At 40.5% G+C, this 17,981-nt stretch carries 14 protein-coding genes; 11 read left to right on the top strand and 3 right to left on the bottom strand.

Going from position 1 to position 17,981, the window contains the following annotated elements; translation table 11 throughout:
* Positions 1-8: 8 nt before the first annotated feature.
* The 10 genes from ACFSGI_RS22965 (at position 9) to ACFSGI_RS22920 (ending at position 14,986) form a co-directional block, all read left to right on the top strand.
* Positions 9-302 (top strand): AbrB/MazE/SpoVT family DNA-binding domain-containing protein, encoded by a 294-nt coding sequence (locus ACFSGI_RS22965; RefSeq protein WP_379284537.1) that lies wholly within the window; start codon positions 9-11, stop codon positions 300-302.
* A gap of 1 nt (position 303) precedes the next feature.
* Positions 304-696 (top strand): type II toxin-antitoxin system death-on-curing family toxin, encoded by a 393-nt coding sequence (locus ACFSGI_RS22960; RefSeq protein WP_204826920.1) that lies wholly within the window; start codon positions 304-306, stop codon positions 694-696.
* A gap of 174 nt (positions 697-870) precedes the next feature.
* The gene (locus tag ACFSGI_RS22955) at positions 871-1,662 is read left to right on the top strand and encodes a carbohydrate-binding protein (protein ID WP_204826921.1); all 792 of its coding nucleotides are present in this window, start codon (positions 871-873) and stop codon (positions 1,660-1,662) included.
* 94 nt (positions 1,663-1,756) lie between these two features.
* The gene (locus tag ACFSGI_RS22950; protein ID WP_204826922.1) at positions 1,757-1,954 is read left to right on the top strand and encodes a hypothetical protein; all 198 of its coding nucleotides are present in this window, start codon (positions 1,757-1,759) and stop codon (positions 1,952-1,954) included.
* The gene (locus ACFSGI_RS22945; protein WP_204827019.1) at positions 1,938-2,111 is read left to right on the top strand and encodes a hypothetical protein; all 174 of its coding nucleotides are present in this window, start codon (positions 1,938-1,940) and stop codon (positions 2,109-2,111) included. The genes ACFSGI_RS22950 and ACFSGI_RS22945 overlap by 17 nt, the downstream gene beginning before the upstream one ends.
* A gap of 87 nt (positions 2,112-2,198) precedes the next feature.
* Positions 2,199-4,985, top strand: coding sequence for a glycoside hydrolase family 3 C-terminal domain-containing protein (locus ACFSGI_RS22940; protein ID WP_204826923.1), 2,787 nt, complete (start codon positions 2,199-2,201; stop codon positions 4,983-4,985).
* 264 nt (positions 4,986-5,249) lie between these two features.
* The gene (locus ACFSGI_RS22935) at positions 5,250-8,990 is read left to right on the top strand and encodes an alpha-L-arabinofuranosidase C-terminal domain-containing protein (protein ID WP_204826924.1); all 3,741 of its coding nucleotides are present in this window, start codon (positions 5,250-5,252) and stop codon (positions 8,988-8,990) included.
* A gap of 89 nt (positions 8,991-9,079) precedes the next feature.
* Positions 9,080-11,614 (top strand): LamG-like jellyroll fold domain-containing protein, encoded by a 2,535-nt coding sequence (locus ACFSGI_RS22930; RefSeq protein WP_204826925.1) that lies wholly within the window; start codon positions 9,080-9,082, stop codon positions 11,612-11,614.
* Between the two features lie 259 nt (positions 11,615-11,873).
* Complete coding sequence (locus tag ACFSGI_RS22925) at positions 11,874-13,265, top strand: MATE family efflux transporter (RefSeq protein ID WP_204827013.1); 1,392 nt, start codon at positions 11,874-11,876, stop codon at positions 13,263-13,265.
* A 176-nt stretch (positions 13,266-13,441) separates the two neighbouring features.
* The gene (locus ACFSGI_RS22920; RefSeq protein WP_204826926.1) at positions 13,442-14,986 is read left to right on the top strand and encodes a right-handed parallel beta-helix repeat-containing protein; all 1,545 of its coding nucleotides are present in this window, start codon (positions 13,442-13,444) and stop codon (positions 14,984-14,986) included.
* A gap of 21 nt (positions 14,987-15,007) precedes the next feature.
* On the opposite strand, the gene ACFSGI_RS22915 is transcribed toward ACFSGI_RS22920, so the two are convergent.
* Positions 15,008-15,328, bottom strand: a complete 321-nt coding sequence (locus ACFSGI_RS22915; protein WP_204826927.1) for an AzlD domain-containing protein — start codon at positions 15,326-15,328, stop codon at positions 15,008-15,010.
* Positions 15,321-16,013 carry an AzlC family ABC transporter permease gene (locus ACFSGI_RS22910; RefSeq protein ID WP_204826928.1) on the bottom strand — a complete coding sequence of 231 codons (693 nt, stop codon included), beginning with the start codon at positions 16,011-16,013 and terminating at the stop codon, positions 15,321-15,323. The genes ACFSGI_RS22915 and ACFSGI_RS22910 overlap by 8 nt, the downstream gene beginning before the upstream one ends.
* A 190-nt stretch (positions 16,014-16,203) precedes the next feature.
* On the opposite strand from ACFSGI_RS22910, the gene ACFSGI_RS22905 reads away from it, so the two are divergent.
* Positions 16,204-16,773 (top strand): helix-turn-helix domain-containing protein, encoded by a 570-nt coding sequence (locus tag ACFSGI_RS22905; RefSeq protein WP_204826929.1) that lies wholly within the window; start codon positions 16,204-16,206, stop codon positions 16,771-16,773.
* A gap of 236 nt (positions 16,774-17,009) precedes the next feature.
* On the opposite strand, the gene udk is transcribed toward ACFSGI_RS22905, so the two are convergent.
* Positions 17,010-17,645: a uridine kinase gene (udk, locus tag ACFSGI_RS22900; protein WP_204826930.1), complete on the bottom strand. Its 636-nt coding sequence runs from the start codon at positions 17,643-17,645 to the stop codon at positions 17,010-17,012.
* Between the last annotated feature and the right edge of the window lie 336 nt (positions 17,646-17,981).

Below are 17,981 nucleotides of genomic sequence, written 5' to 3'. Positions count from 1 at the left end.
TGATTAGAGTGAACAAAACGATAAAGCTAAATCAAAAAAAGTCAGATCATAACGTATATTCTCGTAAAATTGGTCGGATGGGTAACAGTCTTGGAGTTAGCTTTCCAAAGTTGCTTGCTGAGAAGTTGGATATTTCTCAAGGCGATGAGATTGAATTTATTGAAAATTCTGATGGAGAAATTATACTAAGAAAGGTTCGTCAAATAGAGCTTCCTGAACATGTTCGTCCTGAAGTGTTGGAAGCATTTTATGATGTATTTGAAGAAGATCGTGGGATATTTGATGATTTGAAGGACAGATAATATGACGTTATTTTTGACCAAAGAAGAAGTGGTTGCTGCTCATTATTATATGATGCGACAAATGAATGATGTAGATCAGGCAGGAATCAAAGATCATACCTTGCTTGATTCTGCTATAAATAGACCGATGCAGAGCTTATTTGGTGAAGATGCGTATCCTAGCTTGTTTGATAAAGCGGCGGCGTTGTTAGAATATCTTGTTAAAAACCATTGCTTTCATAATGGTAATAAACGTACAGCTTATTTAGTAGTGAAGTCTTTTTTGATGATTAATGGTTATCATCTGAGAATGGAGCGTGTATTTGCTGTTGAATTTATTGTGAATATTGCTACAGGAAACACTTCTTTAGAGCAAATTGTAGATATACTTCGTCAGTATTCTGTATCCAAATAGCGTTCTATTGAAAATAAATATAGAAACAAACTGATTTTGATCTAGTATAGATATTTAAGTCTTAATATGATAGCGTTCTCTTTAGTGAGTAGTACATATATCTGTGTCGTTGAAAATGATCTTGATAAACTTTTAAAGTACTCTAAATAAACATATAGAACGGAGCCCAAGCCCATGACCAACCTATCGCTCGAAATCCAAAGCGCCACTGGCAAAGTCTTAGCTTCTCATACCGACACCAACCAAGTACATCTCGTCTACACCCAAGCATACCAACCCGAAGATATCATTGTCCTCAAATGCTCCAAACCCAATACATATCTCATGATCCAACTGGAAGACTCGATGGGTGAAGCTTTTATCTATATGACAGATGAACAATACCAATACTCAATACCTTTTGCAGAAAAAAGATCTTCCTACTCACCGAAGTCTTTTACAGGCGAGATGCATCTATTGACGGCGCGTCTAGCAACGACGGAAGAGATTCAGGCTCATCGCAACTTAGCTTATAACCCGTACGATCAACATACCAATGAAGTCTGCTATCCACATGCTTCGGCAAATGTAGAGACGCGTGGAGAAGCGGTGTTTGCAGCGCGCAATGCGATCAATGGTAATCGTGCCAATCATTCGCATGGAGAATGGCCTTATGAATCGTGGGGGATTAATCAGCGTCCAGATGCGGCGATTACGATTCATTTTGGACGTAACGTATTGATCGATCAGGTAGCACTGACGTTACGAGCAGATTTTCCGCACGATAATTATTGGGAACGTGTGACTTTGACGTATTCGGATGGAAGTTCAGAGCAAGTGAATCTAGTCAAAACGCATCAACCGCAAATCATTTTGATCGAAAAAAAAGCAGTAGAATGGGTGGCACTCTCCGAGTTAATCCAATCTGATGATCCTTCTCCTTTTCCAGCTTTGACACAGTTTGAAGTGTATGGTCGGGAAGTGTAATGAACCGATAATGATCTCCTCGGAACGTAAAATTATTTTGGATTATGATATAATAAATAAAATAAATAGTTTACTTTTAGAGGAGGAAAATCCTATGCTACTTAGTAGAGAGCAACTTCAACAAGCCTTTCAACAAGCCAATCTAGACGTGCGCTTAAAAGCGAAAGAAGCAGGAGCTTCTATTTATTATATGAAAAATAATAAACGTCTCCGTGAAGATGCTAACGGACAAAAGTATGAGATTATTTATACTGAATCGGGAGAGCGCAAAGAGTATGAATATCACGAGTGAATCGAAACCTGCTCTAGCTATAGCAGATCAGGTTATTATTATAGATAATACATATGAATTGGCTATTATTGCTGAAATAGAACAAAATAAAATGATTTATTGTATAGCAGAAATTCCAAAATGGTCTTACGACACATTAGCTTTGTTTCAAGAGTAGTCACTTTTGGACATCGCTATTTTTTTGCTTTTGCACAAGATGAAGTACATAATATAGATAGACGTAGGAAAACAGGAGGCGATACATTTGAGTACATCTACTATAGGTGTTCCATTGAAGGGGTTTGCAGAATTTAGTCGTAAAGTGGCTACCGAAGGTGCAGTATTATTGAAAAATGATGATCAGGTTCTTCCGATTCAGAAAAAAGAAAGCGTTTCAATATTTGGACGTACACAAGTGAATTATTATCGTAGTGGAACAGGTTCTGGTGGTAGTGTGCATGTGGCGTATACGACCAACCTGTTAGACGGATTACGTAGCAAAGCAGATATTACTGTCAATGAACAACTGGCTTCGGTGTATGAGAAATGGATCGAAGAAAATCCTTTTGATAACGGTGGTGGCGGTTGGGCAGCAGAGCCATGGTTCCAAAAAGAAATGCCGTTGACAGATGAATTGGTCGCAGAAGCACGCCAACATTCGGACAAAGCGGTTATGATTATCGGGCGTACTGCCGGTGAAGATCAGGATAATGCAGACGAACCGGGAAGTTATAAGTTAACGTTAGAGGAAAAATCCATGTTGCAACATGTAACTACTCATTTTGAGAAGACCGTTGTGATCTTAAATGTATCCAATATTGTAGATATGAGTTGGATCGATGATACAGGATACATACACCCGATTAGCAGTGTCATCTATGCATGGCATGGCGGCATGGAAGGCGGTAACGCGATTGCAGATGTGCTTGTAGGTGAAGTGACACCTAGTGGTAAGCTAACTGATACGATTGCTTATTCGATTGCAGATTATCCGTCTACACGCAATTACGGGAATGAATTTAAAAGTATTTATGAAGAAGATATTTATGTAGGTTATCGCTATTTTGAAACGTTTTGCCCGGACAAAGTACAGTTTGAATTTGGATACGGAATATCTTATACAGACTTCACGATTGATGCTCAAGAAGCGAAAGTGATCTCCAAAGATGGAACAGACCATATTGAGATCAATGTAAATGTGAAAAATAGCGGTACTACATTTGCAGGTAAAGAAGTAGTACAAGTCTATGTAGAAGCACCTCAAGGAGAACTTGGGCAACCTGTCAAAGTGTTAGCAGCATTCGGCAAAACTAAAGTATTACAACCGGGAGAAGCAGAAACGTTAACGATTACGTTCCCTATGCATTCACTAGCTTCTTATGATGATAGTGGTGTAACCGGGCATCCATTTGCTTATGTATTGGAAAGTGGTACGTATATTTTCTATGTAGGAACCAGTGTGAAAAAGGTACAGCCTGTACAGGTAGAAGGACAAAACGGTTACGTCGTAGAACAGCTACAAGTGGTAGAGCAATTAGCTGAAGCGATGGCTCCGTTGGAAAGCTTTTACCGTTTCAAACCAGGTGCTCGCAAAGAAGATGGTTCGTATGAACTGAGTTCGGTCGAAGTACCAACCCGGCAGATTTCGTTAAAAGAGCGTATCCAGCAGAATCTACCGGCATCTTTGCCACAGACAGGAAATAAAGGGCATAAGCTCAAAGATGTCGCAGATGGCAAAGTCAGTATTCAAGACTTTGTAGCTCAATTGAATGATGAAGATTTGGCTGCTATAGTGCGTGGGGAAGGGATGAGTAGTCCACTGGTAACGTCGGGTACAGCATCTGCTTTTGGCGGAGTGAGTGATAGTCTGTTTGGCTACGGGATTCCAGTCGCATGTACAGCAGACGGCCCGTCCGGTATTCGTATGGACAGCGGAGAGCAGTCTACACAAGTATCGATTGGAACATTGCTTGCGGCAACATGGAATAGCGAACTGGTGGAAGAATTGTATGTGATGGAAGGTCAGGAAATGCTGATTAACCATATCGATGCTTTACTTGGACCGGGACTGAATATCCGTCGTAGCCCGTTAAATGGACGTAATTTTGAATATTTTTCAGAAGATCCATTGATTTCTGGTGTGTTTGCAGCGGCTTGTACACGCGGAATTATGAAAGGCGGTTCCAATGCGACACTGAAGCATTTCGCTTGTAATAATCAGGAGAAGCACCGTAGTAAAGTCGATGCTGTCGTGTCTGAACGTGCACTTCGTCAGATTTATTTAAAAGGATTCGAGATTGCTGTCAAGCAAGGTGGCGCGAACTCGGTGATGACTTCATACAATCCAATCAACAGCCATTGGGCGGCTTCCAATTATGATCTAAATACAACTATTTTGCGTGGCGAATGGGGCTTTAACGGTATTGTGATGACCGACTGGTGGGCGATTATGAATGATCCAGCAGAAGCAGGGCCGGCTGATCGCAAACATATGCATGCTATGGTTCGCGCGCAAAATGATCTCTATATGGTTGTGCCGAACTATGGAGCAGAGACGAACGCTTGGGGCGATAATATTATCGAATCTTTAGCTAATGGAGCGTTAACGGTAGGTGAGTTACAACGTTGTGCGATTAATATTTGCGAATTTATTATACAAGCGCCTGTATTTGCACGCAAAGAAGCATTTGTTGAAAGTGTGGATGTGTTTAAAGGCGATGCTCATTTATCCGCAGAACAAGCGCAAAAAGTAAAACCTAACCAACCGATTCCACTGGATACCGATGAATCTACATTTATCGAAGTGAAAGAAGGCGGAATGTACCGATTGTTCGCTTATGTGATGTCCCCTGAAAATGATCTGGCACAAAGTGCTTGTAACTTAACGTTCAATGATCAGCTTGTGACTACGATCCAGACGAATGGTACAGAAGGCAAATGGATCACGCAGAAGTTAGTGAAAGTAGAGTTAGAAGCAGGAGTATACGAATTGAAGTTTGAATTTGTGAAGCCAGGAATTGAAGTGAAGCATTTGGAGTTAAGAAAAGTGTAATTATTTCAATAACATGATAGATAACAAAAAGCCATTAGTTGATACATGACTGGTGGCTTTTTTATGTTTCATATCTTTCCTTTTCGTTCATTAACAATTATCTAAAATTAGTTGTTGATTTCAAGCATTTTGCCTATTTTCCAAAGAATCCAAAATTAAGCATTGAAAAGTATGGTCATAGTAGAGTAATATGGCTATATAATATGCAATTATATTAATTTATTAATATTTATATTAACTATAGATGTAGATAGGAGAATAGCAATGACTCAATTACACGATAAGTTAGTTGTACAATATAAGTTTGATAACGCAGAACATATCGGGCAAGATTCTTCAGGTAAAGCTAATGATGGAATCATTGCAGGAACGACCAAGCCTGTCATTTCAGAAGTGTATGGTAGACATGCGGTAACATTTGCAGGTGGGAGTAATGGTAGTTCATTTATCCAACTTCCTGTTGATACACTGCAAAATGTAAGCGATAACAATGGAATAACAGTAACTACATGGGTGAATTTTGGGATGGGTGTGAGTATCTGGGAGCGTATTTTTGATTTTGGGAATGGGGAAGGAAGTCCTTCTTTATTTATGACACGCCAGATGCGCGGAACGTTAACAGCAGATGGTGATCTAGCGATAGATCCAGGCAAAGGATTTGTAAGGGATGAATGGATGCATGTGGCTCTATCTGTGAAAGGAACCGAAGGTGGCACACTGAGTAGCGCAGGGCCTGTCGTCTATGTCAATGGTGAAGTGCTTGCAGATGGATCGATTAGCCAGACGTCTAGCGGGAATTATGCACGTTTGCGTCACTGGTTCCAAGCGTTTGCAGAACAGACAAGCAAACATGCAAATTATATCGGGCGCTCTCAATTTGTAGCAGATGATGATTTTGTCGGTTCGTTAGCTGATTTCCGTATCTATGAAGCAGGATTATCTGCGGACGAAATTATAGAAGTGATGTGCGATTCGTTAACTGATGAAGAGATTATTAGATTGGCTCGCGATAAATATCTTGCATTTCCAACAACGATTATAACTAAAGATATCGTATTACCACAGCAATTAATGGGTGGACGTGTCAATGTGAGCTGGACATCGAATCAACCGAAATGGTTATCTGATCAAGGACAGTTAGGAGAAGTGACCGAGCCACAAGCGGTCACATTGAACGCAGTACTGACCAGAGGCTCGACTACTCTGGAGAAAAGTTACCATGTGTCTGTACTTCCTCCACATGTACCACCGTACACGCTTACTATTCATGGCGACCGGGAAGTATTGGATGTGAGTGAAGTGATGTATGGACTATTTTACGAAGATATTAATAATGCAGCCGATGGTGGTATCTATGCTGAATTGGTACAGAACCGTTCTTTTGAATCGTTTGCATTTGATACGTATTCTCATGCTTCCGGTGAATGTGGTTGTTCTACAGGACGTAATCGTGAGCCGTTATTTGCTTGGTTCGGCGATACAGAGCAGATGACTCCGCAATCCAGTGGTGGCTTAAATGAGCACTTTGGTGTACAAGATCCAGAAGTGAATTCGTATTATGTGACGGTAGCAGATGAAGCAACTATTTATAACCGCGGATTTGGCGACACCAATCATAACTGTGCAATGGCGATCCGTACAGGAGCGCAGTATGATTTCACCATTTGGGCAAAAGCAGAATCTGCTGGAAGTATCACAATCCAATTACAGTCTGCTGAACATGACAGTCTTAGCGAACCGATCACGATTCTTATAGAAGGTAACAACACATGGAAAAAGTACGGTGTAGAGACTCCAATAACCTTAACAGGGATAGCGAATGCGTTTGGACAATTAGCACTGACATTTGACGGAAATATCTCCATAGATATGGTGTCCTTAATGCCAAGTGATGTCTGGGGAGCGACAGAAGAAGTGTCTTCCTCTTCGGCTCATGCGAATTACGCAGGCAATCCCAATTACCGCTTGCGTAAAGATCTGGTCAACGCTTTAGTTGAAATGCATCCAAAATTTTTACGTTTTCCAGGCGGTTGTATCTCGGAAGGTTCATTTATTTGGGAAAATGTATACGACTGGAAAGACTCTATCGGCGATATTGAGCTACGCAAAGAGAACTTTAACGTCTGGGGCTATATGATGACCATGGGTCTCGGTTATATGGAATATTTCCAATTAGCAGAAGACTTGAATGCTGTTCCTCTTCCAGTGATGGCATGTGGTGTCTTGTGTCAGGCACGCTCCGATTATGCACATCCAGCAGGCGGAGAATTACGTGATTACTTTATTAAAAACTTTACCGATCTGATCGACTTTGCGATTAGTATGGATTTTGAAAATAATGAATGGGCAGCGATGCGTCGCCATATGGGACATGAAGCGCCATTCGATCTGCGTTACCTGGGCGTTGGAAATGAAAACTGGGGTGTCGAGTTTTTTGCTAATTTTGAAGTGTTCAAAGTATCGATCGATCAGTATATGGAGAAACATTATCCTGACCATGAACTGCACATTATCTCAACAGTGGGTGCACAAGCAGATGATGATGCATATCAACAAGGTTGGAAATTTTTGAGCGGAAACATGGAAGGATCGGCAGAAGTAGCTTTTGCAGATGGACAGAAAGTCACCGAAGAAACTGTGACATGGTACAAAGACCAATCTAACTATATGGATACGATTGCGGACGAGCATTATTACCGTTCTAATGAATATTTGCTCAGTAATGCAGATCGTTACAATTATTACTATCGAGCATATCAGCCAGATGGCAGTATCGACTGGCAACAATCGTCCAAAGTGTTTGTTGGTGAATATGCGTCGACAGATAAAAATACACTCGCAGGCGCTGTAGCCGAAGCCGCAGTGATTACAGGATTTGAAAATAATGCTGATGTGGTGCGTCTAGCCGCGTATGCTCCACTATTTAACAAAGTATTAACCGATGGAACCTATCGCTGGACACCGGATTGTATCTGGTTCGATGATGAAAGTGTCTGGTTTACACCGAACTATTATGTACAGCATTTATATGCTAAATATCTGGGAACGAAAGTACTGGCAACTTCCTTTTCTACCTATAAAAATGGTAAATCGATAGAGTTGATTCCGCGTGGTGGGATTGAGATTGCGACTGGAAATGCAGAAGTGATTATAAGCCATGTCAAAGTCACATCTAATCGGGATCATTCTGTACTGTTAGAGCAAGATTTCACACAGCCATTACAACCGACCTGGCAAGAAATTCCGGGTTCTGCGGGCTATACGATTGATCCAGCACAAGGATTAGTATTGCAAGCTCAAGCCAGTGGATTGAATGGTCTTTATATACTCAACGAAGAATGGACAGATTATACAGTGGAGGTGAGAGCTTCTAGAGTATCCGGTGCAGATGGTTTCTACGTAGGTGCAGGTCTGACCGATATCTCTGCGGAGAACAAAGATGTAATCGAATATGCGATTGGTTATGACGGACAGGCAACAGGTGTCAAAGTGCATAAGCAAGGTGTAGAAAGTTATACACTAGGCGATTATTCTACCAGTACAGCAGCAGGTAATCTAAGAGCAGCAAGCTACGAAGTGATTACAGATCATACACCATATACGATTACTGTTAACTACGGTGGAGATACTGGCAATCGTCTTATCTGCTCATACACCGATGGTCAGACGACAAGCAAAGTACTGGATTACAAATTAGAAGCCTACAATCGTGAAGTGTTCCATTCTGTAACCAAAGACGAGCAGCATGTCTATCTCAAATTAGTCAATGCAGATGATGCAGACAAAGCAACACGTATCGATCTGCAAGCATTTACTGTATCCCAGACAGCAAAATTCATTACACTAACCGCAGATGCTGAACTGGTACATGTTCCGAATGTAAACAAAAAGAACGATGAAAAAGTAGTTCCTCAAGAGCAACCAGTACAGATCGATAATCAGTCGCTGGTTGTAGTATTACCGGCTAATTCGGTTAACGTGCTTGTGCTTGATTTACAATCGTAATTCATATGGATCGATTGCTTATGGATGGTGTTATAGAGCGGGTCAAGAGTATCCGCTCTTATCTTTATTATGCGGAAGGGGCATAAGGAATGAATAAAGGTTGGATTCAAAAGGCGACAGCCTTCACATTAATGATCTCATTAACTATCCCAACATTAGGTTTTGGAGGGGCTTCAACAGTGCGAGCCGAAGAGTACGATCTCAAGTCAGCCATAACGACGCCTACTTTTTCCAATGTATCGGTACATGATCCATCGATTATCAAAGCAGGCGGAACATTCTATGTATTTGGTTCACATATCTCGGCTGCCAAGTCTTCAGACTTAATGAACTGGACTTCATTTGCAAACGCTTACACTACTCCGGGTAATACTTTATACGGCGATCTTTCCAAAAATTTAGCAGGTTCGTTCAAATGGGCAGGCGAAAATGATGCAGATAGCAAAGGTGGATTCTCGGTCTGGGCTCCTGATGTGATCTGGAATCCCAAATATGTAAATACCGATGGAACCAAAGGCGCGTATACTATCTATTACTGCACATCTTCCACCTATATTCGCTCTGCAATCGGAATGGCGGTATCGCAAAATATAGAAGGCCCATACACGTATGTCGATACAATGATCTATTCTGGATTTACCAAAGACAAAGCATTTGACAACAACAGTACAGTTGATAAAAAGTGGACGAACACCAATATCCAGACGTTGATCAATCAGAACAAATTAAGTGGTGAAAGTTCAGCATGGTTCAATGCAGATGGAACGTATGCTAATCAAAACTATCCTAATGCGATAGATCCGACTATATTTTCTGATACCAAAGGCAAGCTATGGATGACGTATGGTTCATGGTCTGGAGGTATTTTCGTTTTAGAAATCGATGCCAAAACAGGTAAACCGATCTATCCAGGCAAAGACGGTAAAACCAAAGATGGACGCTTAATAGATCGTTATTTCGGTACCAAAGTTGCGGGTGGTTACGGTCAATCCGGTGAAGGCCCTTATATTCAATACAACAAAGAAAGTGGATACTATTATCTGTACATGACCTATGGCGGATTAGCAGCAAACGGTGGATACAATATGCGTGTGTTCCGCGCGACCAAGCCAGATGGGCCTTATCAAGATGCGAAAGGGCAACAAGCCACATGGCCTGCACAAACATCTAATATCACATATGGTAATAAATTAATTGGTAATTATGTATGGGATAGCAAAGTAGGCGATCCTGGATATGGAGAGAACTTTGGTTATGTTTCTCCAGGTCACAACTCCGTCTACACCGATGATAAAACAGGGCAGACGTTCCTTGTTTTCCATACTCGTTTCCCGGCGAGAGGAGAAGAACACGAACTGCGTATTCATCAGATGTATATCAACAAAGACGGTTGGCCTGTCGTATCCCCTTACCGTTATGCAGGGGAAACGTTAGCTAAAGTCAGCGAAGACACTATTGTAGGCGATTATCAGTTTATCGATCATGGTAATGATTCTTCACCAACAATCAAAAATACTAAATATATTCGTCTGAACAAAGATCGTACCATCTCAGGTGAACTGCAAGGGACATGGCGACAAAAAGGAACAGCCGATGCGGTATTAACTATCGAAGGTGTTACCTATACAGGTGTATTCGTGAAAAATTGGAACCCTGTATCCAAGCAATATACGATGACATTTACAGCATTGTCTACTAACGGAACTATGGGATGGGGCAGTCGTTTGATTGAAGAATCGGACAAGCAAGTGGTTACCGATGTATACGGTGATCTTAGTCTAGGAGATACGTCTACTATTAGTAGTGATGTACTATTGCCGACAGTTGGTAGCCGCGGAACGTCGATTGTATGGTCAAGTTCTAATCCGTCTGTAATTGCAAATACAGGCGTGGTCACTCGTCCTCAAGCAGGGCAAGCACCAGCGAACGTAACACTGACAGCTACTATCACTAAAGGCAGCATCAAGCAGACCAAAGTATTCCAAGTGACGGTACAACCATTTGTAGCAGCTACGTTAACTGCTCAATATAGTTTTGAAAATAATTTAAAAGATACAACGACTACATTCGGACAAGGAACAGTTACAGGAGAACGCTTGGATTCGACAGTGGGTACAATTACGTACGGCACTGGAATCAATGGAAAATCGGCTATTTTCGATGGAAAATCAGGTATTCATTTGCCACAAGGATTAATTTCGACCAATTCCTATTCGGTATCGGTGTGGGTGAAGCCTGATCAATTAACGACCTACACGCCAGCCTTTTTCGGAGCGAAAGATACAGATCACTGGGTAAGCTTAATTCCGCGTGGTGCAACAGCCGATCAAGCGATGGTCTGGTCTGGAACAGCATGGTATGACGGAGTGACTGGAACTACGATTCCAGCGAATCAATGGACACATCTGGCTTTCTCTGTAGATAAAGGTCACTTAAATATCTATGTGAATGGAGTGCAGAAGTTGAGCGGCGATAACTTCCCTGATATTTTTACAGGTGGTAACGCTAGCTTCGGCTTAGGTGTGAACTACTGGGATACTCCGTTCAAAGGACAGATGGATGAACTTCGTATTTATAAAGGCAGTCTCACCCCTGCTCAATTATCAGAATTGGCTAAAGGATAATAAAATAGAACAAGATTGCGTAAAAGTATTGTTCTTTCATGTAAAGAGTGATATATTCATGTACGCAATCGACGAACATGGGCTTGGTCAACAAGCTTATTATATATAAGATATCAATCATGCTCTTCAGTTGCTTTCTCTTCTGAAGAGCTTTTTTTATACTTTTTTTTAGAGTTGTTATGTACGAACCCCTTTTGGATACACGAACGTCGGTCTATTTTTGCGTATGCCCATTCTAATGTAAAAGAAGTGAACAATGATGCAGCCATTTGAACTCAAGTTTAAGCGAAGTCATCGACTACTGGATAAGTATTTTTCAGGATCAACAATTCATTACCGCCAGATGATTGCGCTGTTTGTACCGATTTTGATCGATCAGATTTTTATTATGGGATTGAACTTAATCAATACAGCAATGATCAGTTCAGCAGGAGTCGCTGCTGTCAGTGCCGTCAATATGATTGATTCGATCAATATTTTTCTGCTAAGCGTATTCATTGCTGTTGCTACAGGCGGAACAGTAGTGGTAGCCCAATACAAAGGGCGTGAAGATGAACGTGGTGTCTCGGAAGCGAGTGCAGGAGCGGTATCTTCAGTTTCTTTACTGGCAATCGTAGTCGCGTTATTCGGGATTATTTTTCATGCGCCATTATTAAATGTTCTTTTTGGATCTGCCGAAGCGGATGTAATGAATCTTGCGCGCACGTATTTAATTGGAAGTTGTACTTCTTTTCTAGGTATAGCGATAGTTGAAGCGGTCTGCGGAGCTTTGCGCGGAGTAGGAAGTACACGAGCATCATTGATGTTATCGCTGATTATGAATGTGATCTATGTATTATTAAATTTCGTATTTATTAACGGGCTGCATATGGGCGTATTCGGTATGACACTTTCGGTCAATATCGCCAGATATTTAGGTGCGGCTTGTGCAATCTATTATTTGTTCAAAATGGATGTAAACCTCAAAGTTCAATTGCGTGAGATTCTGATCATAAAGTTCTCTATGCTCAAAAGAGTACTATTTATCGGGATTCCTTTTGCCGCTGAACAAATGTTCTTTAACGGTGGTAAAATTTTAACGCAAATCTTTATTGTTGGCATGGGAACGTATGCAATCGCGACTAATGCTATCTGTTCTTCATTGGCAGGGGTAATGCAGATTCCAGCGAATGCGTTAGCGCTCACGATTATTACAGTAGTCGGGCAGTGTATCGGTAGCGGACATATACAAGATGCTCGCAAATTCACAAGATCGTTTCTGATTTTATCGTCGCTTTCTTTTGTAGTGATGGGACTGTTAATCTTCCCATTTTTCTATCCACTGATCTCTATTTTTAACCCGCCTACAGATATTGTAGATGATATTTTCTTGGTTTTATTAATCAATACGATTGCTCAAGTGCCATTGTGGGCAATAGCCTTTATCACGCCTTCTTCTTTACGGGCAGCAGGGGATTCCAAGTTCACTTCACTGGTATCGATGTTGTCGATGTGGTTATTCCGGGTAGTTCTTGGCTATGTTCTCGGGATTACGCTAGGTTGGGGAATTCTGGGGATCTGGATTGCAATGGATTGTGAATGGGCAGTCCGTGGATTGATCTTTATGAAGCGATTTAGGGGTAACAAATGGCTTCAACATCGAGTTATTTAGCAAAATAGTAGTCAAAGCCTTGATTGCGGACGTATGAGACCGTAATCAAGGCTTTTTTTGGAATGATGATCAGGGTATAAAAATAATCGACTACATCATCCGATGCTAGACAGTGGTCAGATTACGTTTATAATGGGACATGTTCAGATCTTTAAGAAAGAAAGGATGATCATTCATTGCGAAAATCTCTATTATATAGCTTGATCGGTCTGGGCTGTATCTTATGTATAAGTTTATTTGTATATAGTGTTCCGCCTTCAGCCGAAGCGGCGACTGCTCAATATTATGTATCTCCTACAGGCAAAGATAGTCAGGCAGGAACGATCACGTCTCCCTGGAAAACGCTCCAACATGCCGCAGATACCGTGCCAGCAGGTAGCACTGTTTATGTACGTGCAGGCGTGTACAAGCAACAACTAGCGATCACTCGTTCCGGTTCCGCAAGCAAAGGAAATATTACATTTACTAATTATCGCTCTGAAAAAGCAATTTTGGATGGCACAGGACAAGCAGTTGATGGACTGCAAGGGATGGTCGATATTCACGATGCTAGTTATATTACGATCAAAGGATTAGAGATTCGTAATTATACAACCAATCATGCAGATGAAGTTCCTGCGGGTATCAGTGTGCAAGGAGCTGGCGGTCATATTCAACTGCTAAACAACCGTATCCATGATATTAAAAGTACCGTCTCTTTATCAGGGAATAATGCGACAGGTCGAGATGCACATGGAATCGCTATCTATGGCAACAAAGCGCCAGAGTCGTTGCATGATATTACAATTAGCAACAATACACTGTATAATCTGGTGCTAGGTTCTAGCGAATCTTTAGTCGTTAACGGCAATGTAGAGAAGTTTACGGTTAGTCATAATTTGTTACATGATAACGATAATATCGGGATCGATGTAATCGGGTATGAAGGTACAGCGCCTGATGTCAAATATGATGTCGCTCGTAAAGGATTAATTAAAGGCAATACGATCTACAATATCTCGTCTAATCGCAATCCATTTTACGGAAAAAAGATACCGAATAACAGCAATTCGGCAGGAGCTATCTATATTGATGGCGGTAAAGATACAATTATCGAACAAAATAAAGTCTATAACAACGATATCGGTATCGAAATTGCATCAGAGCATAAAGGCAAAGCGACAGACAATATTACAGTACGCACCAATATGATCTACGCTAACCGCTTAACAGGTATTGCGATGGGTGGATATGATACGGAGCGAGGTTCTACAACCAATAGTCATATTATGAACAATACTCTTTATAAAAATGACACGTTAAATCGTGGTAACGGGCAATTATATGTTCAATATGATACCCGTAACAATGTGATCAAAAATAATATTATGGTCGCTGGAGCATCGAACGTTCTGATCTACAACGAATACACCAAAAATAGCGGCAATATTATCGACTACAATCTATACGATGCACCGGATGGAAGCGCAGAAGCAACTTGGATCTGGAAAAATAAAGAGTATACAGGCTTTACCGATTATCGTAAACGCAGCGGTAATGATACTCATTCGTTATTTGCCAATCCTGTATTTGTTAATCCAGCGAAGCAGAATTTCCATCTACAACAAAGTTCACCGGCGATTCATCAAGGGATTGCCGATGCATCGATACTAGGTACGTTGGATATCGATGGGGAAATTCGCCCAAAAGGCGCTAAGCTCAATATTGGTGCAGATCAATAAAGACAATAACTTGGCGTTACGTTAACCGGACAACAAATAACGTATTCCAAGTCCTACGAGTACGCCGATAATCACAGTAGGTAGAAATGAACGTGTAACTTTAATCATCAGTGTAGCTGCGATAGAACCGCCTACAATCGGCAATGAGATCGAAGTCGCTCCCTGATCAGTCGTAACGATCTGATCTACAATAAGCGCCACCATCATCGCAATCGGAACATAGTTAAAATACAGACGCAGGGTCGGATGCAATATTCGCCCTGCTATCATTTCTACGCCGATCAGACGCGATAGAAAGGTTACTATACATAGAACAATAATCAAAATCCACTGTTCAGGCATGTTGGTTCCTCCTTGCCATATACATTCCAACAAATGGAGAAACGATACCGGTTATGATTAGATTAAATTCATTATTAGGCATCATATAATGTAATATACTTGCGATACCTAGTGCAGTGATCGCTGTAGCGATAATTGGTTTGTCAGTAAGAGATGGAATAAGTAAAGCTACAAATGTAATCGGAAACGCCAAATCCAATCCCCAACGCACCGGATCAATCAAATCCCCAATATATACACCGACATAAGAAGCAATCACCCATGCGCTATAAAATAATCCTGCTACAACGCCAAAATACAACGGATCTGCTCCATACTTCTGATAACGCATATTTCCCAGTACAAATGATTCATCAGATACACCAAATGCCAGTAACCAGCGATACTTTCGGGAAGCAGGGGCTAGATTATCTGCTAGTGCAGCTCCATATAACAAATTACGCAAATTGAGTAATATTGCAGTAATTAACATACCGGGCAATGTGGCACCTGATATAAACATAGCAATGATCATCAATTGCACTGAACCTGAAAAAACGAGCACAGACATCATGATTGTACTCCAAAGACTCCAATGCGCCTGAGTAGCAAGCACTCCGTAAGATAATCCATACGTTGCTATCGCCAATGCTAAAGGAAAAGCCTCAAGCAAAGCTGTTCTAACCGTTTGTTGTTTGGTGAGCATATACCGATTCTCCTTGTAATCCATTTTTTCAAAGTATAAAATAATAATTAAATAGTATATTATAATTAACTTTTGTCTGATTATAGTATAAAAAGATCATAAAAGTAAAATAAAATTAACTATTGGTATTTTTAAATATACTTTTGAAAAGAAATAAATAAAGGATAACGGTATATAAAAGGAGTTAATCATGGAGAATAATATGGAATTTCAAAGTAAAGAAGAAGCAGTGGGTAAGCAGATTGGTATCAATTTACGCCAATTTCGCAACGCAAAAGGGATAACAATCGAAGCGTTTGCCAAGCAAATTGGTGTCAGCAAATTAACATTGATTAAGATAGAGCAAGGGGAAGCGAACCCTACATTATCTGTGATCTGGAAAATTGCAGATGGTCTACATATTCCTATTTCAGCATTATTATCTGGAGAATCGGACGTGTCTGTTATTCGCAAACAAGATAGTATGCAGTTGAGAAGTTCTGATGAGATTTTTGTAGTAGAGCCACTATTTCGCTCTAATGGATTTGAGTTATATCGAGCGTATTTACAACCGCATCGTGCTTACACTTCCGAGGCACATCAAGCCGGAGTGACTGAGTTTGTAACTGTGATGTCGGGTCAACTTACAGTAGAAGTGAATCAAGAACAGTATAATCTGGTAGAGGAAGAATGTATTCGTTTCAAAGGAGATCGTAAGCACACGTACCGTAATCCATCTGAATCTATAGCTATTTTACATTTTGTCATTACGTATCATTAAAAGGTATAGCGGCTTTTTAATGCCGAACAACTGAAGAAGTAGCTGGAAAAATTTATGTATTGTGCTTGTAGAGTAAGTGGAGGAGGAAATGTTGCTCTGAAGCTATAAGGGATATGCAAAAAATAAAGCTGCTGGATGTATGATCCAACAGCTTTTATAGTAACAGAGTCTCAGGATAACACCATAAAAGGATGGATATCCTGTTTTTTTAATCTACATATATAGCAGGGTTACATTTACGCTTCGCCCCATGTACGATCACCAGTTAAATACTTTTCGGTCAAAATCGAAAGCAATTGAATACCGACTTCATTTTGTCCGCCTTCAGGAATAATCAGATCGGCATATTTTTTGGAAGGTTCAATAAAAGCTTCATGCATCGGTTTGACAGTTGTTAAATACTGCTGGTGAATCGACTGAATACTACGTCCACGTTCTTCGATATCTCGCAACACACGACGCAAAATCCGCACATCTGGATCGGTATCGACAAATACTTTGATATCGAGTTCTGCCCGCAATTTCTCATCAGATAATACATGCAATCCTTCTACAATCGCAATATGATTGGGATGCAATTCGAGCGTCTGATCTACAAAACGTGAATCAGTTGTAAAATCGTATACAGGAGCAAACGCAGCCTGTCCTTGTTTGAGCAAATTTAAATGTTCGATCAGTAGTTCATTATCAAAGGCAAACGGATGATCATAATTAATCAATCGGCGTTCTTCCGCAGTCAGTCGGGAGTGCTCTTTATAATAATTATCCTGAGATATAAAAGTGACTTTGTCTGTGCCAAGACGTTCAATCACTGAACGAGCAACAGTTGTTTTTCCTGATCCGGTTCCCCCGGCAATACCAATAATCAGCATAGTGATTACTTTACCCTCCCTAAATGTTCCCAATACAATTCTAATATTGTAGCATAGCAGCAACGTTTTTTCATTATATTTCATTCCAATCTAGTGACAGATCAAAAGAAAAAGCCAATCCTCTTTTGACTATATAATTCTGATCTGGTTTTTGTAAGATATGTAGCATAAAGTAACTTTCAAATCTTATAAAATATTACATTATGTCAAATGACTTTTCTCTATAGTACGGTAAGATGTAAGATACATAAACGGTATATGTCTGCTAATGCAATAAGTCATACCAATTATTTTTCTCACCATGTCATAAACGTATCATAGAAGCTGTAAAATATA

Source organism: Paenibacillus nicotianae (genome assembly GCF_042681745.1).
Lineage (GTDB): Bacteria > Bacillota > Bacilli > Paenibacillales > Paenibacillaceae > Saccharibacillus > Saccharibacillus nicotianae.
This window is presented reverse-complemented; position numbering and strand designations above follow the sequence as displayed.

Coding starts and splice junctions, on each gene's coding strand:
- ACFSGI_RS22960 (WP_204826920.1), top strand. CDS start 304: ATGACGTTATTTTTGACCAAAGAAGAAGTGGTTGCTGCTCATTATTAT.
- ACFSGI_RS22955 (WP_204826921.1), top strand. CDS start 871: ATGACCAACCTATCGCTCGAAATCCAAAGCGCCACTGGCAAAGTCTTA.
- ACFSGI_RS22950 (WP_204826922.1), top strand. CDS start 1,757: ATGCTACTTAGTAGAGAGCAACTTCAACAAGCCTTTCAACAAGCCAAT.
- ACFSGI_RS22945 (WP_204827019.1), top strand. CDS start 1,938: ATGAATATCACGAGTGAATCGAAACCTGCTCTAGCTATAGCAGATCAG.
- ACFSGI_RS22935 (WP_204826924.1), top strand. CDS start 5,250: ATGACTCAATTACACGATAAGTTAGTTGTACAATATAAGTTTGATAAC.
- ACFSGI_RS22930 (WP_204826925.1), top strand. CDS start 9,080: ATGAATAAAGGTTGGATTCAAAAGGCGACAGCCTTCACATTAATGATC.
- ACFSGI_RS22925 (WP_204827013.1), top strand. CDS start 11,874: ATGCAGCCATTTGAACTCAAGTTTAAGCGAAGTCATCGACTACTGGAT.
- ACFSGI_RS22915 (WP_204826927.1), bottom strand. CDS start 15,328: ATGCCTGAACAGTGGATTTTGATTATTGTTCTATGTATAGTAACCTTT.
- ACFSGI_RS22910 (WP_204826928.1), bottom strand. CDS start 16,013: ATGCTCACCAAACAACAAACGGTTAGAACAGCTTTGCTTGAGGCTTTT.
- ACFSGI_RS22905 (WP_204826929.1), top strand. CDS start 16,204: ATGGAGAATAATATGGAATTTCAAAGTAAAGAAGAAGCAGTGGGTAAG.
- udk (WP_204826930.1), bottom strand. CDS start 17,645: ATGCTGATTATTGGTATTGCCGGGGGAACCGGATCAGGAAAAACAACT.